The 12,020-nt window shown below is 75.0% G+C and carries 6 protein-coding genes and 1 pseudogene; 2 read left to right on the top strand and 5 right to left on the bottom strand.

Annotation, left to right across the window (positions count from 1 at the left end):
- From ACIQ87_RS02460 to ACIQ87_RS02470, 3 genes and pseudogenes are all read right to left on the bottom strand, one after another.
- Positions 1 to 2,158, bottom strand: a pseudogene (locus tag ACIQ87_RS02460) (hypothetical protein); the annotation flags it as partial.
- Positions 2,159 to 2,446: 288 nt separating this feature from the next.
- Positions 2,447 to 4,030, bottom strand: a complete 1,584-nt coding sequence (locus ACIQ87_RS02465; protein ID WP_402400907.1) for a lipase maturation factor family protein — start codon at positions 4,028 to 4,030, stop codon at positions 2,447 to 2,449.
- A gap of 298 nt (positions 4,031 to 4,328) precedes the next feature.
- The gene (locus tag ACIQ87_RS02470; RefSeq protein WP_402400364.1) at positions 4,329 to 5,402 is read right to left on the bottom strand and encodes a GAF domain-containing protein; all 1,074 of its coding nucleotides are present in this window, start codon (positions 5,400 to 5,402) and stop codon (positions 4,329 to 4,331) included.
- A 414-nt stretch (positions 5,403 to 5,816) separates the two neighbouring features.
- On the opposite strand from ACIQ87_RS02470, the gene ACIQ87_RS02475 reads away from it, so the two are divergent.
- Positions 5,817 to 7,094 (top strand): acyl-CoA dehydrogenase family protein, encoded by a 1,278-nt coding sequence (locus ACIQ87_RS02475; protein WP_402400367.1) that lies wholly within the window; start codon positions 5,817 to 5,819, stop codon positions 7,092 to 7,094.
- Between the two features lie 407 nt (positions 7,095 to 7,501).
- Complete coding sequence (locus ACIQ87_RS02480; RefSeq protein ID WP_402400370.1) at positions 7,502 to 9,277, top strand: sensor histidine kinase; 1,776 nt, start codon at positions 7,502 to 7,504, stop codon at positions 9,275 to 9,277.
- 109 nt (positions 9,278 to 9,386) lie between these two features.
- Here the strand turns inward: ACIQ87_RS02480 and ACIQ87_RS02485 are convergent, their stop codons facing one another.
- Complete coding sequence (locus ACIQ87_RS02485; protein ID WP_402400373.1) at positions 9,387 to 9,845, bottom strand: MarR family winged helix-turn-helix transcriptional regulator; 459 nt, start codon at positions 9,843 to 9,845, stop codon at positions 9,387 to 9,389.
- Between the two features lie 152 nt (positions 9,846 to 9,997).
- Entirely contained in the window at positions 9,998 to 12,019 is a 2,022-nt protein-coding gene (locus ACIQ87_RS02490; protein ID WP_402400376.1) for a hypothetical protein, read from the bottom strand.
- Position 12,020: the final 1 nt, after the last annotated feature.

Raw genomic sequence — 12,020 nt, forward strand, 5'->3', positions numbered from 1 at the left:
TCTCGGGCTCGGTCTCGACGACCGGCTCAACCTCAGCCTCGACAGCTTCGACAGCCGCGTCGGCAACCCCGACCTCGGCCGACTCCTCGGCGACAGGCTCCGCCACGACGACCTCGGGCTCGACCTCGGGCTCGACCTCAGCGACTACCTCAGCGGCCTCGGTCGCAGGCTCATCAGCCAACTCCGCGACAACGGTCTCGGGCTCGGTCTCGACGACCGGCTCAACCTCAGCCTCGACAGCTTCGACAGCCGCGTCGGCAACCCCGACCTCGGCCGACTCCTCGGCGACAGATTCCGCCGCTACGGCCGCCGGCTCAACCTCGGCAGCCTCCTCGACCTCGACGGCTGGCTCCTCGACCGCGGCGGCGGGCTCGTCCACGGCGGGCTCCGCGATGACAGCCTCGGGCTCGCTCTCGACCACCGGCTCGGCCAGCGGCTCGACAGCGTCCTCGACGGCCGGCTCCTCGACCGTGACCTCGGCAGCGGTCTCCTCGACCTCCACGACCTCGACGACCTCGGCGGTCCCGGCGGTCTCGGTGACCGGGGCGTCCTGCGGCTCCACCTCCGCCGCCGGCTCGTCCACAGCCTCGGCCAGAGCGGCGGTCGCGGCAGCCACCAGGTCGTCGGCCGCCGGGGAGGGCGCCGGGAGGGAGACCACGGCAACCGGCGTCTCCTCCTCTGCCTGCGCCGCCGACGGCTCGTCGTCAGCGGCACCCGCGTCCGACGCCGTCTCCGCCTCGGCCTCAACCTCGGCCTCCGCCACGACGTCAGCCTCGGCCACGACCTCGGCCACGACCTCAACGTCGATCTCGACGTCGACCTCAACGTCGGCCTCGACGTCAGCCTCAACGTCGGCCTCGGCAGCCTCGGCCACAGTCGCCGCAACAGCGTCGTCGGCCGACTCCGCCACAGCCGTCACCAGGACCGGAACCTCCTCCACGAGGCCGTCCCGCTGCCCGGCGGCCAGCGCCTGCAGGGCAGCCGCCTCGGCGTCAGCCCGGTCGACCGGCTCCTCGGCTCCCGGCTCGTCGGTCCCGGTCTGCGCGGCCGCGGCCTCCTCCGAGCCGGTCCCACCATCGGCCTCGGCGCCGACCTCGACCTCGACCTCGACCTCGACCTCGACCTCGGCCGCCGCCTCCACGGTCTCCTCGGTACCCGGCTGCTCCTCGACCACCGTCTCCTCGACCGCGACAGCGGCCGCCTGTTCGGCAAGCCCGTCCCGCTGCCCGCCGGCGAGCGCCTGGCGGGCCGTGTAGGCGGCCTCGGCGGCGCGGCGGTCGGCCTTGGCGGCGGCGAGTTCGGCGAGCAGGTCGGCGAGGCCGGCCTCCTCCAGGCCGGCGCGCAGGCCGCGGATGGTGGGCAGGCGGTAGAGGGTGCCCTCGTCGGCGGCGAGCCGCTCGACCAGGTCGATCAGCTCGGCGAAGGGCAGCCCGTCCAGGTCGTGCTCGGGCAGCAGCCGGGCGAGGCCGCGCAGGCCGGTGTTGATCGCCTCGAAGGCCTGGGCGGTGCGGTCGACGAGGGCGCCGTCGGCGGGCACCCGCGGGAGGGTGCCGACCGGGGCGAGCGCGGCCCAGGCGCGGCGCTCGATCTCCGCGGAGGTGAGGGCCTCGTGCAGTTCCTCCCGGCGGATGCGGCGGTCGGTGGCGAGCGCGACGGCCTGCTTGCGCAGCGAGCGGCCGCGCAGCCAGGAGAGCTTCACGCCGTTCTCGCGGCGCCAGGCGCTGTCGGCGGTGGCGGCGGCGAGGGCGCCGAGGTCGGCGTCGTACGCGGCGGGGAAGAGGGTCGCGGAGGTGCGGTGCACCCGCTGGAGCATCTCGACCAGCAGCGCGGTCTTGGCGACGGTGCCGGGCTCTTCGAGCTTGGCGTCGGCGGCGAGGGCGGCGACGGCCTCCCAGGTCTGTTGGAGGTCGCTGCCGCGCAGCTCGGCGAGGGCCGTGGAGGCGGCGCGGGCGTCCTCGGGGGTGGCGACGGTGTCGACGGCCGCGTACCAGGCGTGGGTCTCGGCGGTGAGCGTGAAGGCCCCGAGCTCCGCGTAGCGGCCGAGGTCCTCGCGGAGGTCGGGCTCCGCGGCGGCGTCCTGGAAGTCCTTGACGTCTGCGGCGTCGGCGACGTCCGCCGGGTCGGCTGCGTCGGCGTTGCGCGAGTGAAGCACTGTCATGTGAGGTCCGGTTCTGGGCGACGACGGCGGGGCTGGCGGCGAGGGGGCGGCGGACCGGGTGCGCGGGGTCGCCCCTGGGGCGGGGCAAGGGGGCGCGCGGTCGGGCTGCCGGTTGTGGACGCCCAGAATACGGGTGCCCGTTCGAGCCTTGCACGCACCCACCGTCCGGATGGGCGGGTGTCGTATGCCATACCGCCCGCCTGGCCGCCACTCGGGCGGTCCGCACGGGTGGTCCGCACGGCGGTCCGTCCTCGGTCCGTCCTCGGTCCGGAGGGGTGTCCGCACTGCTCAGGGCTCCTCTCCGCGGAGCCCGCGCCGTCCCCCGCCGGACGGCCCGGACCTGCGGCCGGGCTGACGGCCGGGCCGCCGGAACCGTTCCAGCGGCACCTCCCGGACGCCCCGGCCTCCCGCCGGGCCCCGTCGGCCGAGCGGCGGCCGGTACCCGGCGCGGCCGAGGGCCCGCAGATCGACCGGCGCGAGGTACTCGCCGAGCGCGGTGCGGTGCCACCACGCGCCGGTTTCCCGTAGTTCGCGCCAATCGGTGAACCGGTACAGGTAGAGGGTCGCCCGGACGTGGGTCGGCGGGGCGTCCGGGAAGGGGTTGTGGCGCAGCAGGCGCAGGGTGGCCCGGTCCCCGGCGAGCAGGCGGGCGACGAAGGGTAGGAACCAGGGGCCGGCGTAGGCGGGCGAGATGCCGGCGAACCACATCAGCCAGTCGAGCCGCAGGTGGTAGGGCGCGAACTGGCGCGGGAGTCGGCGGACGTCACCGGGCTTGCCCTTGAAGCCGTACTCGCGCCAGACGGTGTGCGGGGTGAGCACCGCCTCGTCGGTGCCCTCGACCACCACCTCCTGGCGGAGCCGGTTGACGCTGCCGAAGGCGCCGTAGGTGTTGACGAGGTGCAGCCGGTTGAAGGAGCGGTTCATGGCCTGGCCTCGGGACAGCATGTTGCGCACCGGCCAGTAGCTGAGCACGACGACGGCGGCGGTCAGCGCGATCACCAGCGCCTCGTACCAGACCGGCGCGCCGGGGTACGCGCGGGCGTGGACGGGCAGGCCGAGGCGGGAGGGCTGCACGGCGGCGAGGGCGAGGGCGATGGTCAGCCAGTTGAGCCAGGCGAAGTTGCCGGAGGCGACCAGCCAGAGCTGGGTGGCGAGGACGGCGCAGGCCGCGTAGCTCGCGACCGGCTGCGGCAGCAGCAGGCAGACCGGTACGACGAGTTGGACGATGTGGTTGGCGGCGGCCTCGACCCGGTGCAGTGGTGCGGGCAGGTGGTGGAAGAACCAGCTGAGCGGTCCGGGCATCGGCTGGGTCTCGTGGTGGTACTGGAGGCAGGTCAGGTCGCGCCAGCAGCTGTCGCCGCGCAGCTTGATCAGTCCGGCGCCGAACTCGACCCGGAAGACCAGCCATCGCATCAGCCAGAGCACCGGGGCGGGCGGGGCGGTGTCGGCGTTGCCGAGGAACGCGGCGAGGAAGCCGGCCTCGAGCAGCAGGGACTCCCAGCCGAAGGAGTACCAGGTCTGCCCGACGTTGACGATGGAGAGGTAGAGGCCCCAGAGCACCGCCCAGAGCAGGACGGACGCCCAGAGCGGGACGGCGTCGCCGAGCCCGGCCACCACGGCGGCGGCGAGGGCGGCGCCGCTCCAGGCGACGGCGGCGAAGAACCGGTCGCTGTAGTGGAGGTGGAACAGGCCGGGTGACTGTCGGAACGGGACGCGGGCGGTGAACCGGGGCACGGGCAGCATGCCGTCGGCGCCGATCAGGGCGCGGAACTGCGCGGCGGCGGCCAGGAATCCGATCAGGTAGAGGGCGGCAAGCAGGCGTTGGACGAGCAGCCGGCTCAGCCAGTAGTCGGGGGCGGCGAACCAGTCCATGCGGCCCATGCCTACCACCCGGGACCCCGGGCGCGGGGCCGGTCGGGGCGGCGGTACGGGGACGGTTCACCCGCTCGGCCCGGACGGCGGGCCCGGACGGGCTCGGACGGGCTCCGGCTCAGGCGGGGTCCGGCTGAGGCGGGGTCCGGCTGAGGCGGACTCGGGCGGGACTCGGCTCCGGCGGGCTCCCGGCGAACTCCCGGCCCCGGACGGCACCGTGGCGGCACCGTGGCGGGGTCCTCTCCACGGGGGTGAGAGGCGCCCGCCACGGTGGTGGACCGTCCGCACCGGCCGGGGTTCAGCCGGGCAGGCGGCGACCGGCCTCGCCGGCGATGGCCGAGCGGCCGGGCACGGAGGCGCCGCTCTGCTGGAGCCGGTCGACGAGCAGGGCGGCCAGCGTGCCGAGCTCCTCCTCGGTGCGGGACCGGGCGGTGATGTCCATGCCGACGGTGAGGACGCCGTTGATCCGGCCGGTGAGCGCGGCCCGCAGCGGGGTGCAGGTGAAGCTGAAGACCTGCGGGCCGCGCTGGGCGTCCGGGCGGGCGGACTGGATCCGGACGTCGTCGAGGACGGCGGTGCGACCGGTGTGGTAGGCCTCGACGACGGTCTGTTCGAGGCCCGCCGCGCCGAGCAGCGGGTACGCGGCGCCGATCGTCCCGTAGGCCGTCGGCGCGCCGAAGGTGTCGGCGTGCTGGGCGTTGGCGTACCGGATCTCCTGGCCCGGGCCCTCGGTGAGCATGATGGGGAACGGTGAGCCGTCGAAGGCGGCGAACATCTCCTGGCGCTGGGCGAGCAGGCTGTCGCGCAGCCGGATCTCGGAGAGCAGTGCCTCGGCGAGGTGCTGGATGTCGCGCAGCCGCTCGCGCCCCCACTGCCGGGGTTCCCGGTCGAGGACGCAGACGGTGCCGATGACGGTGTTGGTGTCGTCGACGAGCGGGGCGCCGAGGTAGGCGCGGACGCCGAGTTCGTCCACCACCGGGTTCCCGGCGAACCGGGGGTAGGCGAGGATGTCGTCGAGGGCGAGGGGGGAGCGCTGGGCGACCACGTGCGGGCAGAAGCCGTGACTCAGCGGCATCTCGCGGGTGGGGAGGTCGAAGGCGATGCCGCGGTCCGCCCAGGACGACCCGTCCTCGGCCGGGGCGTCGGCCGAACTTGGCGGGATGTAGAGCCCCCGGAACATCTGGCGCTCGTCGTTGATGAAGTTGACCATCGCGATGGGAGCGCGCGTGATACTGGCTGCCAGGTGGGCGAAGCGGTCGAAGGCCTCGTCCGCGGACGGGTCGTTGAGCCCAAGGCCGCGCAGCCTGCGGGTTCGCGCGGACTCCCCGGAGGCACCCGGGAACTGGCCTTGAGTGCTCATCACATCAGTCATGGCGCACATGTAACCAGACATCAGAACGGCTGGGCCGCTTCGATCGAGCGTTCCTGGGCCTTGCCGATGGCTTGTCAAAACCGCACGTGAACGACAGGTCGACGGACCGTCACGGAAGCGAAGTTCGATTCCCGTCCGAGGTCCTGGCGAAACCCCTCCCGGCGGGGACGGGCCGAATCCCGCCAATCCAAGATCGACTCTGGGATGCCCCGGTGCCCCATACAACAATGAGCCCTGCCGAAGACACGGACGGCGCCCGACGCCGGGACACCGCCCCCGTGACGCATGCGCCGATCGCACCGGGGCGACCGGCCGGAACTCCCGCACCCCCACCGCCCCCCGAGGGCGTCGCCGGAGCGGCATCGACGGCACGGACGGAGGCACGGCACCACACGCATCGAGAGGACCGGAGCAATGGCGATGGACTACTTCACCGACGACCGTCACGAGGACCTTCGCGCCGAGGTCCGTGACTTCGCGGAGAAGGAGGTGCGTCCGAGGGTGGCCAGGATGGAGTCCGAACGGAAGATCGAGTTCGAGCTGGCCAGGGAGATCGCCCGCCATGGCTGGATCGGCGTGACGATCCCGCGGGAGTTCGGCGGCCTCGGCCTGGGGCACGTCGCCAAGACCGTGATCATCGAGGAGCTGTCCCGGGTCAGCGGGGCCGCGGGCTCGATCGCGCAGGCCTCCCAGCTGGGCGTGGCCAAGGTCCTCCACTACGGCTCCCAGGCCCAACGCCGCAAGTGGCTGCCGAAGTTCGCCTCCGGAGAGTGCCTGCCGACCATCGCCGTCACCGAGCCGGAGTCCGGCGGACACGTACTCGGGATGACCGGCACCGCGGTCCGCGACGGCGACGAGTACGTGCTCAACGGCCGCAAGTGCTTCGTCGGCAACTCCCACATCGGGGACGTGCACGGCGTGGTCCTGCGCACCGGCCGGGGCAGCCGGGGCCTGTCCGCCTTCCTGGTCGAGAGCGACCGCGTGGGGTTCCGCACCGGCTCCCCCGGGTCGCAGAGCGGGCTGCACGGCTTCAGCTTCGGCGAGATCCTCCTGGAGGACTGCCGCGTCCCGGCCGCCAACCGGCTCGGCCGGGAGGGGCAGGGCCTGGACGTCGCCTACTCCTCCTCCACCCTCTACGGCCGGATCAACCTCGCCGCCGTCGCGCTCGGCATCCACACCGCGATCGTCGAGGACACCGTCCGGTTCGCCGAGGGGCGCGTCCTGTACGGCCAACCGATCAACCAACTTCCCAACATCATGCTCAAGTTGGGTGAGATGCAGTCCCGGCTGATGACCGCCAGACTCGCCGCCTACCACGCCTCCCACCTGCTCGACCACGGCCGCGCCTGCGACGCCGAGCTGATGAACGCCAAGCTCATCAACACCGAGTACGCGCTGGACTCCGCCCGCAACGCCATGGAGATCCACGCCGCCCGCGGACTCCAGCCCGAGTTCGGCATCGAGCGCTACCTGCGGGACGCCACCCACGTCTACCCGCCGGCCGGCACCTCCGACGTCCAGCGGCTGCGGCTCGGGCAGTTCGCCTCGGGCACGTACGGCAAGCAGTGGTCGGCGGAGCTGTCCGAGCTGACCAGCTGGGCCTGGAGCGAGCTCGCCGCCCAGCGGGACGCCCCGGTGGAGAAGCCGCCGGGACGGGGCGGACGAGTGCTGCCGATGCCACTCGCGGGCTGAGACCCGTCCGCCCCGTCCCGCCACGAGCGGTAATTGACCTGTTCCTGACGGCCTCCCCCGGGGGTCTCACCCGACCTCCGGGGACCGCCGCTTCGACCGGGCCGATGGCCGTGAGCTGCGGCGTCGCCTCGGCGGAGCGTCCGGCGCGAGCGCCGCCACGGCGCCAGCAGCCGCTCGTACCCGGCCAGTTGATGTTCATCGACGACAATCGGGCTGATAGCGTTCCGTGCCGTCGGCGGCCGCGCTGCACCCCGCCGGGCCAGTGACAGCACGTCACCGGCTCCGGCAGCCCAGGCCTCGACGCCCTGAAGCCCGGCCGCGCCGTACGGGGTCGAACCGCCGCCCGGACCCCTCGGTCCGGACCGGCGTCCCGGCTCCCGCGACGCGGCCCTGCAGCAAGGAATCAGATGCCAGGCATACCGGCCCGCCGCACGGGCCACCGCGCCGGCCGGTCCGGCTCCCTCCGCGGCTCGCTCCTCTCCCTCGCGCTGGTCCCCAGCCTGGGCCTCGCGGCCGCCTGGGGCTACGCCGTCCACCTGCTGCGCGACTCCGGACAGCGCACCGCGCTGCTGGCCGGCAGCGCGGCCGTCGCCGCGGTGGTGCTGATCAGCCTGTTCCGCGGCGTCCGGACCGCCTGGAGGCTGTCCGCGCGGCTGTCCGACCTGCGGGCCGACACCGTCGCGCTCGCCCGGCAGGAGATCCCCGAGGTCGTCGAACGGCTGCGCGCCGGGGAGCAGGTGGCCGCCCCGACCGCCTGGGCGCCGTCCCGGCGCGGCGGCGACGACCTCCAGCAGGCCTCGGAGGGCCTGGCCGCCGCCCGGCAGGCCGCGGTCGCCGCCATCATCCACCAGGCCCAGGGGCGCGAGGGAACGAAGAAGGTCTTCCTCAACATCGCCCGGCGCACCCAGATCCTGATCCACCGGCAGATCAGCATGCTGGACGCGCTGGAACGCGAGTACGAGGACCCGGAACTGCTGCGCGAACTGTTCGCCGTCGACCACCTGGCCACCAGGATGCGGCGCAACGCCGAGAACCTGGTCATCCTCGGCGGCGCCCTGCCCGCCCGGCGCTGGCGGACCGCCGTGCCGGTGGTCAACGTGCTGCGCAGCGCCGTCTCGGAGACCGAGAGCTACTCCCGGGTCGTCGTCCAGGGCGTGCCGCGCGTCTCGCTCGACGGGCAGGCCGTCGCCGACGTCATCCACCTGGTCGCCGAGCTGATCGAGAACGGCACCACCTTCTCCCCGCCGTACACCCAGGTGCAGGTCTCCGCGCAGGAGGTCCCCACGGGTCTGGCGGTCGAGGTCGAGGACCGCGGGCTCGGCATGACCGAGGAGGAGTACCGGCGGCTCAACGACTACCTGGCCGACCCTCCCGAGCTGGACGTCTCCGCGCTCGGCGACGACCTGCGGCTCGGCCTGTTCGTCGTCGCGCGCCTGGCCGCCCGGCACGACGTCCGGGTCTCTCTTCGGCCGTCCCCGTACGGCGGCACCCGGGCCGTGGTGCTGGTGCCCTCGGCGCTGCTGGAGCGGGCCGGGCAGCTGCCGCAGTCGGCCGCGGTGCCGGGGCTGCCGTCGGGGGCCCGGATCACCCGGGCTCCGGCGTCCGACGGGCGTCCGGCGACGGGGGGTGGCAGTGCGGGGGGCGGCAGTGCGGGGGGTGACAGTGCGGGGGGCGGCTTCGGGACTGGGGCCGGGCCTGGAGTCGGGTCTGGTGTCGGTTCCGGTTCCGGTTGGGGGTCGGCTTCCGGTTCGGGATCGGGGGCGGGGACGGGATCGGGGGCGGGGTCCGGGCACGACGGCGCCGGGCGGGATCCGTCGGGCGTGACGGCCGTGGGGACGGGCGGACGGCCGGACGGGGGCCAGGGGGCTCCAGGGCCCTTCGGCGCCCCTGGGGCTCCTGCCGTCCCCTACGCCACGGACGGCAACGGGAGCGGCGCTGTCGACGTCGTGCGTGCCGATGCGCCCGACAACGGGGGCCTGCCGGCCGGCGCCGAGATCCCCGGACTGCCCGGCGCCGTGGTCGTTCCCCGGCCCGTGCCGCCCCGCATGTACGACCTGTCGAGCAGCCCGACCGTGGGCCACGGCGCCACCACGCCGGTGCACGGGGCCCTCCCCACCCCTTCGGTCCCGCCGCGAGCCCCCGGGGAAGCTCCCGCCGTCCGGGAGTCCGAGGACCCGCGGTGACGCCCCGGCGGACCGTGGCCGCCCCGGCCCTGCGATGAGCGCGGTCTGGGTACCGACGGGCGGGCCGGCCTGGCCGGGGCGCGCCGTCTCCGCGGCGGCCCGCCCGGGCTCAGGCGTCGGCGTGGAGCGGGTGCAGGTCGGCGAGCGACTCGACCAGCGGCGCCAGTTCGGGGACCGCGGTGGCCTCGGCCAGCGTCGCCTCCAGCGCGGCGTCGTGCACCGGGCGGGCGGCCGTCAGCAGGTCGCGCCCCTCGGGCGTGAGCTCGGTGTAGATGCCGCGCCGGTCGTCCGCGCAGAGGTAGCGGCCGAGCAGGCCCCGGTCCTCCAGGCGGCTGACGAGTCGGGTGGTCGCGCTGCTACTGAGGGCCGCCGCGCGGGCCAGCTGCTGCATCCGCATGTGCCAGCCGTCCTGGCGGGAGAGCGCCTCCAGCACCGTGTACTCGACCACCGAGAGCTTGAACCCGGCCTGGAGCGCCTTCTCCAGCGCGGTGTCGATCATGCCGTGCAGCGCGGCGAGCGTCCGCCAGCCGCGGGCCCGGATCTCGGCCGCATCGTCGCGGATTCCCATGACTCGCCTACCCTTCCGTCGCGCTGCTCGTACCCTGTGCCCGACAAGGCCCCGTGCGCGGTGTCGTACGAAGTCCCGTCCCGCGTCTCCTCGCCTTCCTCTGACAAGTATGCCAGTCGGCGCGGAATACCGTTCTGTGCAAATAGTTCAGCTTATACCCCGGCCGCCCCCTCCTCGGACCAGGCCGCCGCGCACAGCGCCGTGGCCAGTTCCTCGGTGTAGGAAGCCGCCGTCAGCCAGGCGGTGGCGAAGGTCTCGTGGTCGTCCGTGACGATCCGGCCGAAGACGTCGCGCTGCCGGTGGGCCGCGGCGGCCCGGAGGCCGTCGAGGAGTTCGGCGGCGGTGACCAGCCCGGCGGCGCGCAGCAGAGCGCGGTCGGCCGCTGCCGACGCCTCGCCGGACGCGAGGGCGTGCCGCCCCGTGGTGACCGTCTGCTCGACCCGGCGGCCGAGCACGTGCACGGGCGGGCCGTACGGCACCGAGCCCGGTGCCGGGGCCGTCGGCTGGGCTGTCGGCTGGGCCGTCTCGGCCGTCGACGCGTCCGCCGGTTCGGCTGCAGGGGCGGCTGCCGGGTCGGCCTGGGCGGCGGAGGCCGTCGCGGGCGCGGCGAGGTCGGCGGTCTGGAGGCGTTCGAGGCCGAGGTTGACCCGGCCCGCCCGCTCCACGGGCCGGGAGAGCGGGCCGGGGTCGTCCGGGGGCGTGCCGATCGCGAGCAGGCGCAGCTCGGGACGGTCCGCGCGCTCCAGACGGCCGATCACCCGCAGCCGCAGGCCGGGTGTGGTGGCGAGCAGCGCGAGGTTCGCCCGGAAGGGGAGGTCGGGATGCTCGTGCGCCGGGCGCAGGACGACCACCGGGCCACCCAGCGGCCCGCCCGCCGGCCCGCTCGCCGGCGCCCCCGCCGTGCAGCGCGCCAGCAGCTGCGGCGTCCCGCCCGGACCGGTCGGGGCGGTGCCCAGCAGGGTGACGTCCAGGAAGAGCAGGTCGCTCCCGGCCGGACGGCTCTCGTACGGCAGCTCCTGCGCCGCGAGCGCCCGGGCCACCTGAGCGGGCGCCGGTTCGGACCAGAGCCGGGTGGCCGGCTCCGCCGTCCACGCCGTTCCCGTGGCCCGTACCGCCCGGACCGAGGCGCCGGCGCCCAGCCGTCCGCCGGTGGACCTGGTCGCGCCCTGGACGGCCAGCCCCGCGCGGCTGAACTCGCGGTGGCTGAGCGCGGCGTCGCCCAGCCGGACCGTCCGGTTGCCGGCCCCGACCGCCTGTGGGGCGGCGGCCGCCGCGTCGTCGTGCGGCATCACCTCGGCGATCGTGCTGAGACGCCCGTTGGCGTCCACCGCCCAGCTGACGGCGCCCGCATGGGTGGCCGTCAGCACCGGCTCGGCGAACAGTCCGTAGAGCCGCAGCCCGCCCTCCTCCCGGTAGGCCTGGCGCGCGGTGCCGCGCAGCTCGACGACCGGGGCGGCACCGGCGGCCAGGGCGGTGGTGAGGCCGAGCAGTTCGCGCAGGCCTGCGACCAGGTCGACCAGCCGGTGGTCGGGCGCGCCGGAACGCGCCGCCCGGACCCTGGTCACAACGGTGACGGCGGCCGCTGCCGCACGGTGCAGGCCCGCCAGCCGCGCCCGGTGGGCCGCGCGCAGCAGTTCGGCCTGGGAGACGGCGCCCGCCCCACTGACCCCGGCGGCAAGCACGGCGGCCGCGGCCTGGTGGAGATGGCGAACGGCTTCGAACTCGACGGCGGTGAGCGGGGTGGGGGACGACCGGTCGACGGACTCGGCGGCCGTCTCCGTGGCTGCCGTCTCCGTGGCGGCCGTCGCGGTGCCGCCCCCGGGCTCTGGCTCGGACGCAGACCCGGACGCGGGCCCGGGCCCGACCGCCGGCTCGGGCTCGGCGAGCGGGCAGAGGGTGACCGCGGCGGCCCGGTGCACGCAGGCCGGGGCGAGCAGGCAGCCGCAGCGGACGTCGGCCTCCCCGGTGACCACCCCGCCCGGGGCGTGCAGCACGAGCACCGTCTCCTCGTCCACCTCCACCCGCCACTCGTCGCCCTCCCGGACCACCGGCCGCTCCGCCAGCTTCGCCGCCGCGCCGTCCAGCCGCTTCTGCAGCCGGGCGCTCAGCCCGGCCACCACCTCGGCGACCACCTCGGGCCGCACGCCCGGCCAGTCGCTCGTCCGTGTCGTCACA

It is taken from the genome of Kitasatospora sp. NPDC096204 (assembly GCF_044763205.1).
Classification (GTDB): Bacteria; Actinomycetota; Actinomycetes; order Streptomycetales; family Streptomycetaceae; genus Kitasatospora.

Excerpts from the sequence above, each read along its gene's own strand:
- ACIQ87_RS02480 (WP_402400370.1), top strand. The coding sequence starts at position 7,502 with ATGCCAGGCATACCGGCCCGCCGCACGGGCCACCGCGCCGGCCGGTCC.
- ACIQ87_RS02465 (WP_402400907.1), bottom strand. The coding sequence starts at position 4,030 with ATGGACTGGTTCGCCGCCCCCGACTACTGGCTGAGCCGGCTGCTCGTC.
- ACIQ87_RS02485 (WP_402400373.1), bottom strand. The coding sequence starts at position 9,845 with ATGGGAATCCGCGACGATGCGGCCGAGATCCGGGCCCGCGGCTGGCGG.
- ACIQ87_RS02470 (WP_402400364.1), bottom strand. The coding sequence starts at position 5,402 with ATGACTGATGTGATGAGCACTCAAGGCCAGTTCCCGGGTGCCTCCGGG.
- ACIQ87_RS02475 (WP_402400367.1), top strand. The coding sequence starts at position 5,817 with ATGGCGATGGACTACTTCACCGACGACCGTCACGAGGACCTTCGCGCC.